This is a genomic window from Burkholderia lata (genome assembly GCF_902499025.1).
Lineage (GTDB): Bacteria > Pseudomonadota > Gammaproteobacteria > Burkholderiales > Burkholderiaceae > Burkholderia > Burkholderia lata_C.
Genome location: NZ_CABVPW010000048.1, coordinates 48,661 through 65,429, shown reverse-complemented (window position 1 = coordinate 65,429; position 16,769 = coordinate 48,661). Strand labels below are relative to the sequence as shown.

The 16,769-nt window shown below is 57.8% G+C and carries 18 protein-coding genes; 15 read left to right on the top strand and 3 right to left on the bottom strand.

Annotated elements, in window-relative coordinates; translation table 11 throughout:
• Positions 1 to 90: 90 nt before the first annotated feature.
• From BDI24065_RS35040 to BDI24065_RS35015, 6 genes are all read left to right on the top strand, one after another.
• Complete coding sequence (locus tag BDI24065_RS35040) at positions 91 to 339, top strand: hypothetical protein (RefSeq protein ID WP_175035019.1); 249 nt, start codon at positions 91 to 93, stop codon at positions 337 to 339.
• Between the two features lie 16 nt (positions 340 to 355).
• Positions 356 to 574, top strand: coding sequence for a DUF3717 domain-containing protein (locus BDI24065_RS35035; protein ID WP_175035018.1), 219 nt, complete (start codon positions 356 to 358; stop codon positions 572 to 574).
• Positions 575 to 593: 19 nt separating this feature from the next.
• Complete coding sequence (locus tag BDI24065_RS35030) at positions 594 to 1,583, top strand: hypothetical protein (RefSeq protein WP_175035017.1); 990 nt, start codon at positions 594 to 596, stop codon at positions 1,581 to 1,583.
• 190 nt (positions 1,584 to 1,773) lie between these two features.
• A complete protein-coding gene (locus tag BDI24065_RS35025) occupies positions 1,774 to 2,100 on the top strand; it encodes a hypothetical protein (RefSeq protein WP_175035016.1) in 327 nt (108 codons plus the stop codon).
• Between the two features lie 70 nt (positions 2,101 to 2,170).
• On the top strand, positions 2,171 to 2,461 hold the full coding sequence (locus tag BDI24065_RS35020) for a hypothetical protein (RefSeq protein WP_175035015.1): 291 nt from the start codon (positions 2,171 to 2,173) through the stop codon (positions 2,459 to 2,461).
• Between the two features lie 20 nt (positions 2,462 to 2,481).
• Positions 2,482 to 2,760: a hypothetical protein gene (locus BDI24065_RS35015; RefSeq protein ID WP_175035014.1), complete on the top strand. Its 279-nt coding sequence runs from the start codon at positions 2,482 to 2,484 to the stop codon at positions 2,758 to 2,760.
• A 551-nt stretch (positions 2,761 to 3,311) separates the two neighbouring features.
• Here BDI24065_RS35015 and BDI24065_RS35010 read toward each other — a convergent pair.
• From BDI24065_RS35010 to BDI24065_RS35000, 3 genes are read right to left on the bottom strand one after another with little or no spacing between them, the layout of a single operon-like run.
• Positions 3,312 to 3,749 carry a hypothetical protein gene (locus BDI24065_RS35010; RefSeq protein WP_175035013.1) on the bottom strand — a complete coding sequence of 146 codons (438 nt, stop codon included), beginning with the start codon at positions 3,747 to 3,749 and terminating at the stop codon, positions 3,312 to 3,314.
• The gene (locus tag BDI24065_RS35005) at positions 3,746 to 4,495 is read right to left on the bottom strand and encodes a hypothetical protein (protein ID WP_254609923.1); all 750 of its coding nucleotides are present in this window, start codon (positions 4,493 to 4,495) and stop codon (positions 3,746 to 3,748) included. Before BDI24065_RS35005 ends, BDI24065_RS35010 begins: the two co-directional genes overlap by 4 nt.
• A 2-nt stretch (positions 4,496 to 4,497) precedes the next feature.
• Positions 4,498 to 5,007 (bottom strand): hypothetical protein, encoded by a 510-nt coding sequence (locus BDI24065_RS35000; RefSeq protein ID WP_175035012.1) that lies wholly within the window; start codon positions 5,005 to 5,007, stop codon positions 4,498 to 4,500.
• A 454-nt stretch (positions 5,008 to 5,461) separates the two neighbouring features.
• Here BDI24065_RS35000 and BDI24065_RS34995 point away from each other — a divergent pair, with 454 nt between their 5' ends.
• The 9 genes from BDI24065_RS34995 to BDI24065_RS34955 all read left to right on the top strand — a co-directional run bounded on the left by BDI24065_RS34995 (position 5,462) and on the right by BDI24065_RS34955 (position 16,753).
• Positions 5,462 to 5,800: a hypothetical protein gene (locus BDI24065_RS34995; RefSeq protein WP_175035011.1), complete on the top strand. Its 339-nt coding sequence runs from the start codon at positions 5,462 to 5,464 to the stop codon at positions 5,798 to 5,800.
• Positions 5,797 to 7,431: a type IV secretion system DNA-binding domain-containing protein gene (locus BDI24065_RS34990; protein WP_175035010.1), complete on the top strand. Its 1,635-nt coding sequence runs from the start codon at positions 5,797 to 5,799 to the stop codon at positions 7,429 to 7,431. The genes BDI24065_RS34995 and BDI24065_RS34990 overlap by 4 nt, the downstream gene beginning before the upstream one ends.
• Positions 7,431 to 10,685 carry a MobF family relaxase gene (gene mobF / locus BDI24065_RS34985; RefSeq protein WP_175035009.1) on the top strand — a complete coding sequence of 1,085 codons (3,255 nt, stop codon included), beginning with the start codon at positions 7,431 to 7,433 and terminating at the stop codon, positions 10,683 to 10,685. Before BDI24065_RS34990 ends, mobF begins: the two co-directional genes overlap by 1 nt.
• Positions 10,686 to 10,936: 251 nt before the next feature.
• Complete coding sequence (locus BDI24065_RS34980) at positions 10,937 to 11,650, top strand: hypothetical protein (RefSeq protein WP_175035008.1); 714 nt, start codon at positions 10,937 to 10,939, stop codon at positions 11,648 to 11,650.
• Entirely contained in the window at positions 11,619 to 12,344 is a 726-nt protein-coding gene (locus BDI24065_RS34975) for a transglycosylase SLT domain-containing protein (protein WP_175035007.1), read from the top strand. Before BDI24065_RS34980 ends, BDI24065_RS34975 begins: the two co-directional genes overlap by 32 nt.
• A 447-nt stretch (positions 12,345 to 12,791) precedes the next feature.
• Positions 12,792 to 13,178, top strand: coding sequence for a hypothetical protein (locus BDI24065_RS34970; protein WP_175035006.1), 387 nt, complete (start codon positions 12,792 to 12,794; stop codon positions 13,176 to 13,178).
• A gap of 5 nt (positions 13,179 to 13,183) precedes the next feature.
• A complete protein-coding gene (locus BDI24065_RS34965; protein WP_175035005.1) occupies positions 13,184 to 13,519 on the top strand; it encodes a VirB3 family type IV secretion system protein in 336 nt (111 codons plus the stop codon).
• Positions 13,503 to 16,052, top strand: coding sequence for a conjugal transfer protein TrbE (locus BDI24065_RS34960; RefSeq protein WP_175035004.1), 2,550 nt, complete (start codon positions 13,503 to 13,505; stop codon positions 16,050 to 16,052). The genes BDI24065_RS34965 and BDI24065_RS34960 overlap by 17 nt, the downstream gene beginning before the upstream one ends.
• Positions 16,053 to 16,057: 5 nt before the next feature.
• On the top strand, positions 16,058 to 16,753 hold the full coding sequence (locus tag BDI24065_RS34955) for a type IV secretion system protein (protein WP_254609922.1): 696 nt from the start codon (positions 16,058 to 16,060) through the stop codon (positions 16,751 to 16,753).
• The last annotated feature ends 16 nt before the right edge of the window (positions 16,754 to 16,769 follow it).

Below are 16,769 nucleotides of genomic sequence, written 5' to 3'. Positions count from 1 at the left end.
GCCGACCATTGGGACAATCAATCGCCAAGCGATAGACAAAACGAGATACGGCGAGTAAAATGGTTTTCATGGTGATCGACTAGGAGAAGCATGATGTGCAGCCGGAGTCTTGCTCTTAACGCTCGCGCGAGTTGGGCGCTTTATACGTGTGCGCTGCTTGCTGGCGATGCACGCGCCGAAGAGCTGAAGCTCGATGCGCAAATTTTCGCGCAGGAAAGCGGCATCGACTCCTTTGTCGAAAAGTCTGGTCTTCCGCTGTTTCTTCGCGACGTGCCTGCCCTTGCTGCTGAATGGGATCGCGGGTGGAAGTTGTGGAGCGACATTCGAGAGTACGCATAGCTCAGGAGGTGCGGCCATGAAACGATTGGCGATTGCAGAGATCGAGACCGCGATCAACGTATGGCGTAATCGGTGCCCGGTAGCAGATGACGAGTCTTTCGCACTCTGCCGGGAAGCCCGTTTGCTCGCGGATGTATACGGGCTGATGATTTTCAGCCGTATGGCCGACGTTGCAGTTGAAACCCTGTCGGTGGGTCAAGTTTCCGCGCTGAACGGTGCGGGAATCACGGTGTGATGATTGCGAGGCTTATAGCATGCAGATCGGATTCGATTTTGGGGATATTGGGGCGGTCAAGGAGGTTCTCCCGTCGCCGGTATGGAAACCGGCGCGGCCGTCACTGCGGGAATGGGGCCGACTGCTTGACGATGCGGAGCGCGCAGTGCAGTTGCTTCCCTACGTTGAACGCGCAATCTTCTCGGCTTGCATCGAGGCGGCCAGGACGCACCGGGGGGACGAGATCGAGCGCTCGATGACGCGCGCAAAGACGGACGCGGAGCGCGAAGCGCTGATGAATGGTGATGTGTGGTCGCCGCACTCCTGTACGACCGTTGAGGCGACAGGCGAGGCACGCGCGAACCTCATGCAGCACTGCGTTGCAAGTGCCGAAGGCGGGCAGGACGTCCCCGGCATCGAGTACAAGACGCGACACGACGACAACGTAAAGTGTGGCGCAATCCACGCGGTAGGTGTCGGCACGGTCGTTGTGCGGGAGTGGGGTTCAGTTGGGGTTGGCTCAATCACTTTCGAGCTGAGCCGATCGACGTTCTTTCTCGCGAGCTATCGAGATGATATGCCCATGCACTACGCACCTGCATCGCTCTGGAGGCCCGCGTACTGCGCCGACAAGATCGCGTTTTCGAACGACACGGCCCCGAGCGTGCCGACGTTTCTTTTCAACGGGCGCGAGTACGTCAACACGGGGAGCGTGAGCATTAGCGGTAAGGAATCGTGTACCGCATGGAGTATCGCCCCGCTCGATGGCTGGAGCGAGCAGACGTACGACTATCGCAGCAAGTGTGCGGCATATGACCGCTACGAGAAGGAGCGCGGCGACTCACGCGGCATGGTTGTGAAGGTGCGCGGCCAGCTCTGCGTGCTGGACAAACCGATTTGCTTCTTCGATGACAACGTGACGCACAACTATTCGTTCATTGACGAAAAGGAGGACGACGAAGGTGAACAAGATGATGCGGTGAACTACGACGATCGCATCGAGGAAGACGCAGACTTACTTGCCGCATAGGAGGAACGATACGAGAAAGGCCGGTGACGAACCGGCCTTTGTTGTTTCGGATAACGATGCATTTATCCTATTCTCGGCGCTTTCCAGTTAACACTTTAAATCGCACAAAGGATAGACGAAACGAGATACCGCGAGTATAATTTATTCCATGGTGATCGAGTGATGTAGCAGGGTTCAACGGAGATAGATCATGGTGTCGGCCAGCACGAACGTAGTCAGCATTGCGCAGTTCAAGAGCGCTAAACAGACCGCTGTTGCGCAGCAGGAGATGACCTTGTCGACGGCGTTCGAACCCGAGGACTCGGAAGACATTCAGTTTCGCGTGGGTAGCGATCGGAAGCCTGCGCACCTCTCCCACTCATGGAAGAACCGGACGCCGAGCGCCCCGTTGACGTCGTGTACCCCGTTGGGCGACGCAGCGCTTGACGGCATCTACCGCTTGCTTCGGAGTCGACGCGCAGCTCCGGCACGCCGTCCCGCGCTCGATGTTCCGACGTGGCAATTGCAGGGCAGTTGAGTAGCCGCCTGCACACCTTGAATGGCGCGCGGTGCGCCCCGAACTGGCCGGTAGCCATAGAAGGATGACGATGAATACTCAGCCGACGCCCGAGGAAGTGGCGAGCTACTTTGACCAAGACTACGGCGAACGGACGCTGATTGAAGCGATGGGGCGTATCGGCCAGACATACGCTCACAGCGGTCACTACGGGCCGGACGGAAGCTATCAGATCCTCGCCATTCGAACCGATCACATCGGCCCGGTTCGTCGGTTCGTCGCTGTAACGTTGATGAAACTGATCGGATGGCTGGCGCGCCCGGAGTCTTACGAGGTCGCGAGCGGCAAGGACGGGATCACCGAGACGTCGCCCGACCGATAACCCCCCCACTGGAGATAGGTATGACGAGCGAAAAGGAACTCTACGAGCTGATCGAGCGCGCCCAAAGCGTCGGCGCGATCGTGACCGTAACCCACGACGGGAGCAAGGACGCCCGCGACCCCCGCGGATTCATCCAGTCGATTCAAGTGTCGAATCTGGATGGTATCGGGCCGCATCCCATGTCGCCGCTGCATGCTGCTGAACGCCTGCGCGAAGCGCTGCGCGAGCCGTTTGGCTGGCTCCTGGCAGGGACGAGCCATCCGGATATGGAGGGCGATCATCCCGTGGAACACTCGTAGGAATTCGGACTTCGATATAAAACCGTTATGTATCAAATGGATAGGGCCGATTTTCGGCCCTTTTTCGTTTATGTTTCACGGCGCGGAAATCCACTCGCACGTTTTTTTCTGTGCCGAAACTGTGCGTTGTATCGAATGATACGAATGCCGTTTCATTTGAGACGATATCGCGTTTCGGGCCGGAGTCGCGGCGGGGACGTGTGGGTGGTTCTAACGGGAAATGGGGATGCGGTTATCCACCGGCCGCCGCTGGCGGCCCGTGGATAACCGCACCGCGCCCCTGCCTCTTGCGGGCCGGGCGCTTCCCCATTTTGCGCGCGCCGCGACTCCGGCCAGCTCGTCTGTCTGCCAGCGCCCAAAGCGCTTGCACGCAAGCGCGCCGCATTCTCGCGCGGCCTGGTGCAGTGGTTCTAACGGGAAATGGGGATGCGGTTGTCCACCGGCCGCCGCTGGCGTCCCGTGGACAACCGCACCGCGCCCCTGCCTCTCGCGGGCCGGGCGCTTCCCCATTTTGCGCGCGCGAGAATGCGGCCCCATGCAACAAAGCCCCGCTATCGCGAGGCTTTGTTGATGGCTGCTTGTAGCTTCGCCTGCGTTTCCGCATCGAGTAGTGGAAACGCGGCCGTCACGGCGTGGCCCAGCTTGGCCTCGTCGCGCTCTTTGCTGAACATCTGCATTCCGCCGAACACGACGACACCGGCGACGAGTCCCGCGACGAGCGAGGCGGCGATTGCCACTGCCAACGGATTTGCCCTCTTCGGCTCGATCATCGGCAACGGCTTATCGGGCATGGCCGCTAGGAGCTTCTTAGCGGCCATCGTGGCTTCCTGAACGGATCGGGCGGTTTCCTTGGTGCTCGCGTCAATCTCCTGCACCCTGTTCGCCAAGGCTTCCGCCTTGCCGAACAGGTCGTGCATTTCCCCGAGCACGATTCTCAGTGCCGCATCCCGTCGGGTTTGCGGCGCTGGAGTCGTCTCCGCGTCGCTCATTTCTTCGCCTTGCCGAACATGAGGTCCGTCGCGCGTGCGAGGTTGGCTTGCGCGTCGACAGCGAGATCGTGATCGGCTTGTGCTTCGATCGCGGCCTCTTGCGCTTCGATGTTGCCCGCCGCCTTGGCTTCGGCCCGCTTCGCGCGCCAGTCGGTCGGGTCTTCCGCCAGCTCGCGAATGTTCTTGCGGCGAACCAGATCGAACACCTCGCTTTGCTTGATGACGATATGCGGTTCGTAGGTCGCTTTGCTCTTGCCTTCCGTGGCCGCGTATCCCGCGATTTGCGCGTAGACGTATTCCACCGGCAAATTCGCTTCTCCTCCGTCGTACATATTGAAGACGAGGCGGATTTTGCTGGCCGGGAAACCGAGTTTCGAAAGCCACTCGATCGTTGCGATCGTGTCTTTCTGTTGCTTGTCATTCGGAACGGTCGGAACGACGATCAAATCCAGTTCGCCAATCGCGCTCTTATAGCGGGTCAGTTCACTCATAAACTGCACGACGTTCGATGCGCCGACGTCAACGATAACATCGTCGTTCAACATGATCGTGCGGAAAATGTCGCGAAACTCGGAGGCGGAAAATTCTTCGGCCTTTGTGCTCTCGATCTCATTTGCCACCGAGGCATTGTGGTGTTCGACCGAAATGAATTTTGCTTCCGGGCGACTTGCTTTCAACCAGTTGGTTGCCAGCGTAGTTTTTCCGACGTTACCGCTCAGGTTGATGACGGCGAGTTTCTTGATCATGTTCATTTCCTTTGTCTGCGTGCGAATTGACGATAATCGACTTGACTTGCTTTCTGAGCATCCTGCAACGCATCTTTCACTTCAAATGCGCTGCCGACGCTATCTGATTCCGAGGCCGTTACGGGCTCCCGTGGTTCCACTGATCCACTCTCTTTTGGTTCCGCTGATCCACTACTGTCTGGATCACCTGAACCAAAACGCATTGGTTCAGGTGATCCACCCTTGATTGGTTCAGGTGAACCACGCTCGCTTGGCTTGATCGATCCAGCCTGTTCCGCTCGCTTGCGCACTCGCTTCAAGGTCGTGTTGTACACATCGAACGTCATCGGAACGCCGGCTGCGACCAGCGCTTGATGAATGGTTGCGTGTCGATGCCCGAGGGTGTTTGCCCGCTCGATTAGCGGGAACAGCCGTTCAAGCAACACTGCCTTCGAGCGGAGGTTTTGCGCCTGCAACTTCCGGGCGGTTTCCTCTAGTTCGATCAGTTCGTCTACGGTTTGCATGGTATCCATCGTAACTTGCCGTGTACTTAATGGCAACTAAAAAGGAACAAAAAGTATCGCGAATTTTCGCTAAGGTAACACGACGGGAACACTTTGGGAACGATGGTGGTACAGCCGGGGAACATTTGAGGGGTCGTCGCGCCCCTAATCAGCCTCGCCAGGGCCGGAAAAGCCCCAAAAACCGGGTTGAAATACGCTTTTTCTGGCCTGATCAGACCATCAAATGCCCTCGCACGGGCCGAAATCGGCGGTCGACCGACTGTCCTAGAACCCCAACACACCATACGCACCTCTTGCGAGGTGCTGCAAAGCCAAGCTGCGCTTGGCTTTAAAGGCAAAACAGGCGCCAATTTTATGGTTATCAGGTAACACGTTAGGGTGTAGGATGCCCGTGTTTTAAGGGAGATCGTGTGTTATGCGTCGTACAACTAGTATTAGTTTGAGCAGTGAGGAAGAGGCATCGATGCGTCGGCAGATGGAGATCGCCGGCGAGACGGAGCTGGGGCCGCACATCAAGCGGGTCTACTTTGGTCGGCTCAATCCAGGGGAAGGTGTGCTTGCTGAGCTTCGGACGAACACCGACATGGCGCTGTCAATGCTGGCAACCATGACGAAAGGGATGCCTGCTGGCGCTGGCCGACCGGCAGAGAAAGACGATTCGCGGGATTTAGAACTGCGTTTGCTTGCCGCTATCTTCACCATGCTTCATATGTCCGTCGGGAAGGATCAGCGCTTGTTGATCGAGCGCTACATCGACCCGAAGGCGGTTGAAACCTTTTTGAAAGCTGGAGATGATGTATGAGCGCTGGATCACGACGGTATGACGACCGCCACAAGGGGTTGATGTTTCTGCTGGTGCTGCTGGGTTCGGTAGGCACATGGTTTTGGGCCGCGCAGCGGTTATATACCCTGCCCCACGATCAACTCGCGAAAGCGCTGTATTATGCCGCGCTTTCGACGCCCCACACTCCCCTATTATGGGTGCCGACAACGTTGGTATTTATATATGGAATGATCGTATTCGCTGTTCTCGCCGTCTACTTTAGAAGTGGTTTTGAGGGAGCGGACTTTGCGATATTTTTGCGTGGCGCGACAATGGCGAGTCCCGCGCAACTTCGGGATATGACAAGAAACTGGTTTAGTCCTCAGTTAATCTTGGGTGGTATTCCGGTTCCGATAAAGATTGAGAGCCAGCATTACAGTTTCACCGGCTCTACCGGTTCGGGTAAATCTCAGGCAATCGCTGAGTACATCGAGTCTGCATTGGCGAGAGGTAAGCCGCGTTGGTATCGACCGTGGGCAAAGCCCGAGCGAATTGTTTGCGTCGATCCGAATGGCGCGTTTATGGAGAAGTTTTATCTGCCCGGTGACATTATCATCAACCCATTTGATGAGCGGTCGCGGTCATGGGGTATCTACAACGAAATCCGTGTCCCGTTTGACGTCGAGCTTTTTGCAGTGAGTGTTATTCCGAAAAGTCCTTCGACCGAACAGGAAGTCTGGAATGCGATGGCGCGAACCATCACCGCAGAGGTGATGCTGAAGTTGTGGAGGCTCAACCGCGGCACGACCGACCATCTGGTGTACTGGCTGACGATGGCCCCGAACGAGCAGCTTCAAGAGATGCTGGCTGACACCGCCGCCGCCGGCATGTTCCACGGTGCAGAAGAAACCCTCGGCAGTGTGCGTACGGTGCTCACCCGGTACATCACCCCACACAAGTTCCTCGCGGCGATCGAGACCGCGCAGAAGGAATTCTCCTTCCGTGATTGGCTGGACAACGGAACGGGTAACGTCTGGATTACGTGGCGGGAGGATCAATTGTCCGCCCTGAAACCGCTGATTTCGTGCCAGTTCGACGTGCTCTGCGCGGCGGCTCTGTCCGCGCCCGCCAATCGCAAGCGCCCTGCTACGCATCTGGTCGCTGACGAGCTGGATTCACTTGAGAAGCTGAACTACGTCGTCCAGGCCGGCACCAAGGGCCGAAAGCACAAGCTGTACATCGCGGCTGGTTTCCAATCCTACGCGCAGCTTGACGACACAAACGGAAAGCAGGCCGCCCTGACCTTGCGCAACAGCTTCCGTAACACGTTGAGCTTCGGTATTGCGGATATGGACACCTATACGGCCGGCGAGATCTCCAAGGGTCTCGGGGAGCATGAGGTGATTCGGAAGCGTGAGACCGGGGGCAAGAGTCCGACCACCACGTACGACAAAGAGCGCGAGCCGCTGGTTATGCCGTCGCAGATCCATAACCTGCCCGACCTGACTGGCTACGTAAAGCTCTCAGGCAGGCACCCTATTGCACGCGTTACCTTGCAGTACAAGGATCGACCGAAAGTCATTGAGCCGATCGTCATGGCCAAGAACGTGTGGACGACGGCCCCTGACTTCGACTCGGTGTCGACGCTCAACTTTGCGCGAGACGAGTGATGCTGACGTTCTCGTTTGTGAAGGACTCGCGGCAGGCCGGAAAGTACTACGAAGAGACCGATGACTACTATGCGAAGGAAGGTCATCGCGGCGAATGGGATGGCGACGGCGCTGAAGCGCTGGGGCTGCAAGGCGGTGTCGACAAAGAGACCTTCAAGAACCTGCTTGATGGCAAATTGCCGGATGGCACCGTGGTTCGAAAGCCCGCGCCGAAGACGAACAAGGACGGAAAGAAAGCCAATGCCCGGCTCGGCATCGACTTCACGTTCAGCGCGCCGAAGAGCGTCAGTATCGTTGCTTTGGTCAGTGGCGATCGGCGTGTGATCGCTGCGCACGATGCGGCCGTGGCTGATGCCTTGAAAATGCTTGAGAGCAAGGTCGTTGCGCGCAAGAAGGTCAAGAAGCTGTCTTTTCGCGAGCACACCAACAATTTCGTCGTCGCGAAGTTTCAGCACGATCTATCAAGAGACCAAGATCCGCAGTTGCACACCCATGCGGTCGTCATGAATCTCACGCAGCGCGAAGACAAGCGTTGGACGGCGCTTTCCAACGAGGAAATGCTGAAGAGCGTCAAGGTCACGGGAGCGTACTACCGCGCGCGACTCGCGGAGAGATTGCAGGACATGGGCTACGACATTCGGGCAACGCGACACGGCTTCGAGATGGCGTCGGTTCCGGATGCCGCGATCGAAATGTTCAGTCAGCGCAGCCGCACGATTGAGAAGCACCTTGATGCTCAAGGACTGACGAGAGATACCGCCAGCGGCGGCATGAAGCAGACGATCACGAAGAACACTCGCAAGCGCAAAGACGAGGGCGATCGCGCGGTATTGCGTCAAGAGTGGCGTGATGCCCTTGCAACCGCTGGCATCAAGATTCCAGAAGCCGCACCCGAACATCAGGTCGCGCCTGCGAGAACCCCGACACCCCCCGGCCGCGAGGCTGGGCACGGAGCATCGGACGGCGCTGGCCCGCGCGATCCTGGTACCGGTGGCGGCTCATCCGGGCGCGGAGGCGCAGAGCCGCGGCGTCCCGAGGTGACACCGCAACAACCAAGCGTTCGGCCGACGTCGGGCGATTCAAACAGAGATGCGACCGACTCGCGCGATTCACGGGAGCGGCCGCAGCAGCCCGAGCGTGTTGGTGCAGAATCATTCCCAGCGCATTCTCCGCAGCAGCCCGCAGGGCCGACAGGTGGAGATCCACCGTTGCCCGATAAGCAGCGCCGCGCCCGCGAGGCTCTGGACTTCGCGATCGAGCATTTAACCGAGCGGCAGGGCATTTTCACACATGGCGAGCTGCTTGAGCGGGCGTACATGAAGGCGCTGGGCGGAACGGACGAGATCGACCGAGAGCTAGATCGCGCCAAGGTGGACGGGCGATTGTTGCCCGAGCTGCCGTTGTACCAAACGGCAAAGTCTTTCTCGCGTGACGAGCAGGCGAAATCAGACGATCCGCAATTCGACAAGTTTCGGCACGACAACGACATCCACAAGCTCACGCGTGCGTCGTGGGTGTCGATGCTCGTCAACGTTGAGGGTTACAGAGCCGATCGCGCGGAGAAAACGGTCGACAACGCGATCGCAAATGGTCGCCTTGTGCAGACCGAAGAGCGCTACACGACTCCCGACATGCGAAGCCGCGAGCTACGCATTCTCTGGATGGAGCGGCTTGGCCGCGATACGGTGCAGCCGATCAAGACGGGCGAAGAGGTCGATGCGATGCTCGCGCAGAGTGACCTGAATGCTGGGCAACGTGACGCTGCGAAACTTGTATTGACCACGACGAACCGTGTTGTTGGTGTGCAGGGTTTTGCGGGTGTGGGGAAAAGCCACATGCTGAGCAAGTCGATCGAGGGCATCAAGGCGGAGGCGGCAAAGAGCGCGTCTGAAAGCGGTTATCGCGTCATCGGGCTCGCGCCATACGGTTCGCAGAACAAGGCATTGAAGGAGCTGGGGATGGACTCTCAGACCCTCGCATCGTTCTTGGCGAAGAAGCCAGAGCCGGGGCTGCTTGGGCCAAACACGATCGTCTTTCTTGACGAGGCAAGCGTTGTGCCGGCACACCAGATGGAAGCACTGATGAAGCGCGTTGAGCAGCATGGCGCGCGCCTGGTGCTACTTGGTGATCGTAAACAAACGCAGGCGGTTGAGGCGGGTAAGCCCTTCGAGCAACTTCAGGACGCTGGGATGCAGCTCGCACACATCACCGAGATCCAGCGTCAGAAGAACGCAACCCTGAAAGCTGCTGTCGAGAAGGCTGCGAACGACAACATTGGCGGTTCGGTTTTTACGCTCAAAGAGAACGTACATCAGGTCAAGGAGGCTCCAGAGCGTCACAAGGCTATTGCGGACGCGTACACATCCAAGCCCCTTGAAGAGCGCAATAACACCCTGATCGTCGTTGGCACCAATGACGCCCGACGCGAGATCAACAGGCTTGTTCGCGAGAATCTGGAGCTGCCGAAGGGCGAGTTGGTGCGCGCGTTGGAGTCGTTTGACATGACGCGGGCAGAGCATCGTCATGCATCCAGCTATGTGGCCGGCCTTATTGTGCTCGCAGAGCGGGACGGATCGCACGGACTGAAGCGCGGTGAGCACTTCACGGTCGTGTCGATCGACGCGAACGCGAACACGCTACGCCTGGTCGGCAAGGACACGGGTGAGCTGGTGGTCAACGCGTCGAAACTTGATGGACTGTCGACGTATCAGCTAACAGAAATCGAGATCGTCCGCGGCGACTGGCTCAGGATTACCCGAAACGACAACAAGCAGGGCGTCTACAACGGCGAGCGGCATCAGGTTGCGGCCGTGGAGGCGGATGCGGTTGTTCTCGAGAACGGCGCGCGTCTGCCGCGCGCGAACGCGATTCACGCTCAGCATGGCTATGCGCAAACCGTCCATAGTGCTCAGGGGCTGACGAAGAACAGCGTATTGATGGATGCGGACACGAAAAGCCTCACCGCGAACCGCGCCGTTTTCTATGTCGCCATCTCCCGCGCTCGCCACGATATCGCGATCTTTACCAACGATCGATCGAAGCTGGCTGAAACGATGAGCCGTGAGCCAAAGAAGTACGCTGCGCTCGAATTGCGCGATAGCCGGCGCGAGGATGAGGTTTTAAGGGCCATATCGGCGATCCGCCGATCCGAGAAGGACGCCCGGTCAGCGCGGCAAGCGCTGTCTCGCGATATTCGTGGCAGCGCGACGCGCACCACGCAGCAGCGTGCCGCGCGTCGCGGGCGTTCACGCTGATCTAGCCGTCTCGCAGGCAGAAACAAAAACTGATCTTGTAGGTAACACAAGCGGAACTGTGATGGAACAGTTCCGCTTGTTTTCTTTCGCCTGTCCTACAGGACGGGCCTTCTCCCGTCGTTAACCAACCACGTTTTGTCCGACGTTACGTTTTATTACGTCGGCGTGCCTTGCCATACCGTCTGGAATACTGTAAATATCAATACAGTTCACTATTTATATACTTTTAGGGGTCTAGAATGCGTCTTTTCGTGAAACTGTTTGTAACCGCCGCGCTTGCTTTCGGCGTGTACGGCAGTGCGTCCGCACAACAGTCCATGTTGCCGGGCAGCTTGATTCCCAACTTCAACGGCGATATCCAAGAGTCCGACTTTCCCTGCGCTCTGATCCTCTGCTTCGCGAATCCCGCCGGCGCGACGGCTGAGCCCAAGTGCGGATCGCCAGTCAACTGGCTCATCGACAACTTCATTAAGAAATTCCGGCCGTGGCCGCTGTGCATCTTCAAAGATCCGTTCGGCACGCAAGTTTCGTATGCCAATCAAGTGCACGTCGCATGCCCGGCGGGATTCACTGCCGAGACCACCAGTACCGGAAGCAACGCGTGGGGCATCAATGCAGGCTACTACACCGGAGTATGTCTGCGTCCGGTTGAGACCTGCGAAACGACTGGTCGCAACGCATTCAGCCCGACGGTCAACGGATCGGCTTGCCACACCTACAACATCTACAACGACTACGGCTCGATCGTCCAAAGCTATCACTACGAGTACGTGATTCCGCCGAACGGCGTTACCAGCTACTCGATGCGGCTCACCAGCAGCACATACAACAACACGTTCTTTTTCAACTTGGGCGGGAACGGCACCGGCAACCTGAGCCAATCGATCATCTACAAGAAAGACCCCTACGCGAACAACGGTGCGAGCAACGGAAATGCCTACTTTCGATTCGGCACCAATCATTGAGACGTGTGCGGCCGGCGTCGATGCCCGGCTGTTCACCTCGCTTGTTCGGCAGGAGTCGAACTTCAATCCGTTTGCCATCGGCCTCGATGGCAAAGCGGTTCTAAAAGCCCAGCCTCGCAGCTATGAAGAAGCGGTGAAAACTGCCGTTAACCTGAGACGACAAGGCATAGGATTTTCTGTAGGGCTGTCACAGGTGCATATCTCAAACGTCGTCCGTTTAAAGATGACGTGGCAAGAGGCGTTCGATCCGTGCACGAACCTGCGTACTGGTAGCGAAATCTTTCGCGGGTTCTACACGCAAGCGGTGCAAGCTGGGTATAGGTCAGATAGCGCGGTTTTCGCCGCGCTCCGCGGCTTCAACTCGGGGAGCGTGCACAACCCCGTCAGCAACGGCTATGCGAAGGCGATTCTCGGTCGTGTCGGAGTCGCCCCCGCAACGCCATCACCTTCCGTCGTGTCTGCTTCGCTGCCCGCAGTGGCGGCGGAATCTACTCGGACAGCACCCGAGCAAGACGGTAGCAGCCCCGATATGTTTGCCGCCCCGTCGACGTCGCTCTTTGGTGAGCGGCACGACGTCCTCGCGCAAGCTAAATCCGCCAGTGTCGCCGTGGCCGACGTCGCGCAAGCCGGAGCACCTCAGTCGATCGAGACCGGGGGTGCGCCGGTCGTTTTGCGCGCATCGGTCGTTCCCTAAATATCTCACCCAGCGGGGAGGGAGGGCCAACGAAGACGTACCTAATGCTTGGAATCACTTTTTTCTGTAGTTCAGGACACTAAAAATACATAAACAGTGTACAATATGCCTATATTTAGTCTCTCGAAATGGGGGTTTTCGGTGTGGTGTAATGCAGGGTTTATCACTTCGCACAGACCACCACAGGGAACCCCATGAGACTTCAAGACATTGCGGCGCTGGCGGGCGACATAGCTCACATCAAACTTAGGCAAAACTCCGCCGGACTCTGGGAGGTCGGCGTTTTCTTGGGGGGCGCGATATCGCAAGAACACAAGGTGACGAAGTTTCACAACAGGGCCGAACCGCGTACGTGGAAGAGCTTGGACAAGCTGGTGGGGACACTGGAATCCGTCTTTCACTGTCGGTTTGAAGAAATAGATATCCCATTCCAAATACGGATACAACATGACCAAACAGAAGAAGGGGGCGCTTAGCAAGCTGAGCGCCATTCGCGCACGAATCACGACCGAGCGCGTCGGTCGAATCTACAGCGTTGCCATCGTCGGCGGTTACACGTTTCTCGCGCTGACCGATCCGGCGACCGCCCAATCCCTTCGCTCTGCGGGCGAGAGCGTCTTCAACACCATCTATGGCGTGGTGGGCGTCGCCGGCGGCATCGCAGGCGTCACCACCGCGATCAACTGGAAAATGGGCAACTTCCTCGGTGCCCGTGATCCCAAGCAAGCGTTCGTCAACTCCCTCATCGGCACCGGTGCTGCTTTCGGCATCGTCGGTATCGTCCAGTGGGTCAAAACGGCGACGGCCGGGTCGAGCAGCATCAGCGGCGTCTAAGCATCATGGAAGACGACAACTTGATTGAGAGTGTCGTCATCCGGGCGGGGCAACGCCCCGCCATGATGCTCTACGTTCCTCTCTCCATCTTCCTGCTCGAAATGCTGATCGGCTTGGCGGTGTTTCGCCTCGTCGGTTTTTGGGTCTTCACCCTCGTACCGATTCATTTCTATTTCGTTGTCAAGACGGCCGGCGACTACCACTGGCTATCCACCTTGAAGGCCGACATCTATCACTGGTGGCTCTTTGTGGCAAACAAAGGGCTGCAGGGCGAAAAGGTTGTGACCTTCTGCGCAGAACCGCCGAAAGCAAGGACGAACGACTATGACGGTCTCTTCTGACCTGATCACCAACGAAACGCCCGCGACCAAGTACATACCGTATCGAAGCCAGCTCAACGCAACGACGTGTACGACGATCGAGCGTGACGTGACGTCGACCATCCAGTTCCGCGGCATTCCGTTCGAAACGATGAGCAAGGAGGAGCTGGACGGGTACACGCGGCAATGGTTCTCGACCATCAATACGCTGGGCGCGAACAATGCGCGCGTTGCGCTGTGGTCTCATCTGGTGAGGCGAAAGTTGCAGTACGACATTTCGGGCATTGAGTACGACAACTCGTTCTCCGAGATGCTGGGATCGCAATACGCCGAGCGTGTCGGCAAGCAAACGTACTATGTGAACGAGCTGTTCCTCTCGCCCGTATATCGTCCTGCGCCGGGGCGTGCCGAGCGTATCGGCGCGAAGCTCGACAAGAAGGGTGGCCAGGCCGTTGCAGCAGTCGCGCTTGAGCAAATGGAACGCATCACTGCGCAACTGGTTCGAAGCATGCGCCGGTTCCAGCCGACCGTCCTTGGCGTGCGGGAGTTCGATGACAAGCCGGCTGTGTCCGACCTTCAGTCGTTCTACGGAATGATTCTGAATGGGGAGTGGTCGCCGGTGCCGCTCGACACCTTCTCCGTTCGATACGGAATCCAGCGAAACGATCTCAATTTCGGCACCGAAGTCATCGAGATCATGGGGCCGACGCGCTCGCGCTACGCCGGCATCATTGGCCTCAAGGCCCCGTACGGCGCAGAAATGGCGAACGCTCGGATCTTTCATCCGCTGCTGCGCTTGCCCTGTGAGTTCATTCTGAGCCAGTCGCTCACGTTCATGCCTTTCAACGAGGCTGACAAGTTTCTCGAAAAGCAGATCAACAACTTCAGCAGCACCGATGAAGCGGCCAACGCCGTCCAGTTGAAGCAGTTGCGTGACGCGCGCAGCAATCTTGCGGCTGGCAAATTTGGCATGGGCCAGCACGAATTCATTCTGACGGTCTACGGCGACTCCATCAAGGAGGTCAACGAGGCCATCGGCATGGCCGTTGCCGCGCTTGAAGAGAAGAGCATGATCGCGATTCGTAAGCGTCGCGGCAAACTGATTTCGCAGTATTTCAGCATGCTGCCGGGCAACTTCCTGTTGGATCGGCTCGACGCGATGCCGATCAGCACCGACAACTTCGCTGCCTTCTTCCCGATGCACAACTTCATGACGGGGCGCGCAGATGGGAGTCAGTGGGGCATGCCGATCACCGTCCTGAAGACGACGAGCGGCGCGCCGTACTTCTTCAACTACCACGTCTCCCGGAAGAGCATGAAAGATCAGGGGGTGCAACTCGAATACGTCGATGACGAGGACGAGAAGCAGATCACCGAAGAGGAAGAGGAAAGGGCAGAGCTGGAAGGGCGTTCGGTCAGGGAACACCGCAAAGAGCTGGGCAATTACACCATCATCGGCCCGTCCGGCAGTGGCAAGACGCTGACCAAGCTATTCCTCCGCGCGCTGCTGCGCAAGCGTCGCAAAGACGCGGGGATGCGCCCGATCAAGACGTTCGCATGGGACAAGGACTACGGCGAAGAGATCCTTGTCTGTGCAATGGGCGGAAAGTATTTTCGGTTCGAGGACAGCAAGCCGAGCGGGCTCAATCCGTTTGGCCTGCCTGATACACCACAGAATCGCTCGTTCATCATGACTCTGCTGATGTGGTGCGCAGAGAGCGATCCGACCTACACGCGATCCGGCTCGGATGAGGAAACGTTGCTCAAGGTGATCGGTGACGTGTACGACCTGCCGACCACCCGTCGACTCTCGCGGATCATGGACACGCTCCCTGGGCCGGTTGATGCGGTACGTACTGCGGGCGGGGTGGTTACTGGTCTGAAGGCTGCACTGCGTCGCTGGGTAGGCAGCGAAAGTCCGTATGGATGGGTTCTCGACAACGCATACGATCGATTCGATTTGACTGGCGCGAATGACTTCGGGTTCGACATGACGTCGTTCCTTGACAACGCATATGCGCGCACACCGATCCAGCTTCTCATCAACCATAAGATCGAATCTGCTATCGACGGTAGCCCATTCGTTCTCGATATCACTGAGGCATGGAAGGCGCTGAAAGATCCGTACATGCAATTGATGATCGAGAACAAGGCGAAGACGGTACGAAAGCAACTCGGCCTGATCGGGCTCGATACGCAAGATCCGACGGATCTGACCACCTCGCCAATCAAGGGGACGCTGCTGCAACAGTTCCCGACACAGATCTATCTGCCGAACGACAAAGCAGATCGGGCCGATTACATCGACGGCATGAAGCTGACGGCGCGCGAATTCAAGTTCGTTACCACTGACATGCTGGAAGAGCCGGGCCAATTTTTGCTGAAGCAAGGCAAGGAGTCCGTAGTGGTTCGCAACGATCTTTCGGGCATGGATGACATGAATGCCGTGCTGTCAGCGAGTATCGAGAACGTCATGCTGGTGCGTGATTTGATCGAGAAAAACGGGGATGACCCGAACATCTGGTTGCCGAAATTCTTTAAGACAAGGAGCTAATCATCATGCTGCGGAAGATCATCATCGCTGTTGCTGCAACGTTCACGATCGGCGCGCACGCGCAGGGCGTTCCCACTTACGACAACATGGCGGCCATCAACATGGCTCAGCAGCTCGTCCAGGCCGCTCAGCAGGTCGCTCAGCTCAAAGCGCAGTACGACCAAATCAAGGCGCAATTCGAGTCACTGAACGGATTGCGCGATATTTCCAACCTTCTGAAGAACAAGTTGCTCACGCAGTTCCTCACGCCTGACCAGCAAGCACTTCTGAACGCGTTGCGGAGCGGCAGCATCAACGGGACGTTGGCCGGTCTCAGCGGCACGCTCGGGGAGATTCAACAGCAGAACTCGATCGTGAGCTGCCAGTCGGGCTACAGCAATGCGGCGATGCAAGCGGACTGCAATAAGCGCTGGAAACAGGCATCGCTGTCGCAGTACGTCGGCTCGCAGGGGTACGAAGCTGCCGCGCAGAACATCGACAACTTGCAGCAGTTCTTGTCGAGCATCCAGTCTGCACCCGACCCGAAGTCGCTCCAAGACCTTCAAGCTCGTATCGCACTGGAGCAAGTCAAGCAGTCTGCTGAATCGCAAAAGCTGGCGATGTTCAAGGTGATGCAGGACGCGCAGGACAAGATGGACCGACTCAACGCGTCGGCTTCCACGGGAAAGATGCTGTCCGGCGGCACGGGCATCCGCTTCTAAACCAGTTCTAACAGAG

Excerpts from the sequence above, each read along its gene's own strand:
- BDI24065_RS35040 (WP_175035019.1), top strand. The coding sequence starts at position 91 with ATGATGTGCAGCCGGAGTCTTGCTCTTAACGCTCGCGCGAGTTGGGCG.
- BDI24065_RS35035 (WP_175035018.1), top strand. The coding sequence starts at position 356 with ATGAAACGATTGGCGATTGCAGAGATCGAGACCGCGATCAACGTATGG.
- BDI24065_RS35030 (WP_175035017.1), top strand. The coding sequence starts at position 594 with ATGCAGATCGGATTCGATTTTGGGGATATTGGGGCGGTCAAGGAGGTT.
- BDI24065_RS35025 (WP_175035016.1), top strand. The coding sequence starts at position 1,774 with ATGGTGTCGGCCAGCACGAACGTAGTCAGCATTGCGCAGTTCAAGAGC.
- BDI24065_RS35020 (WP_175035015.1), top strand. The coding sequence starts at position 2,171 with ATGAATACTCAGCCGACGCCCGAGGAAGTGGCGAGCTACTTTGACCAA.
- BDI24065_RS35015 (WP_175035014.1), top strand. The coding sequence starts at position 2,482 with ATGACGAGCGAAAAGGAACTCTACGAGCTGATCGAGCGCGCCCAAAGC.
- BDI24065_RS35010 (WP_175035013.1), bottom strand. The coding sequence starts at position 3,749 with ATGAGCGACGCGGAGACGACTCCAGCGCCGCAAACCCGACGGGATGCG.
- BDI24065_RS35005 (WP_254609923.1), bottom strand. The coding sequence starts at position 4,495 with ATGATCAAGAAACTCGCCGTCATCAACCTGAGCGGTAACGTCGGAAAA.
- BDI24065_RS35000 (WP_175035012.1), bottom strand. The coding sequence starts at position 5,007 with ATGGATACCATGCAAACCGTAGACGAACTGATCGAACTAGAGGAAACC.
- BDI24065_RS34995 (WP_175035011.1), top strand. The coding sequence starts at position 5,462 with ATGCGTCGGCAGATGGAGATCGCCGGCGAGACGGAGCTGGGGCCGCAC.
- BDI24065_RS34990 (WP_175035010.1), top strand. The coding sequence starts at position 5,797 with ATGAGCGCTGGATCACGACGGTATGACGACCGCCACAAGGGGTTGATG.
- mobF (WP_175035009.1), top strand. The coding sequence starts at position 7,431 with ATGCTGACGTTCTCGTTTGTGAAGGACTCGCGGCAGGCCGGAAAGTAC.
- BDI24065_RS34975 (WP_175035007.1), top strand. The coding sequence starts at position 11,619 with ATGCCTACTTTCGATTCGGCACCAATCATTGAGACGTGTGCGGCCGGC.
- BDI24065_RS34970 (WP_175035006.1), top strand. The coding sequence starts at position 12,792 with ATGACCAAACAGAAGAAGGGGGCGCTTAGCAAGCTGAGCGCCATTCGC.
- BDI24065_RS34965 (WP_175035005.1), top strand. The coding sequence starts at position 13,184 with ATGGAAGACGACAACTTGATTGAGAGTGTCGTCATCCGGGCGGGGCAA.
- BDI24065_RS34960 (WP_175035004.1), top strand. The coding sequence starts at position 13,503 with ATGACGGTCTCTTCTGACCTGATCACCAACGAAACGCCCGCGACCAAG.
- BDI24065_RS34955 (WP_254609922.1), top strand. The coding sequence starts at position 16,058 with ATGCTGCGGAAGATCATCATCGCTGTTGCTGCAACGTTCACGATCGGC.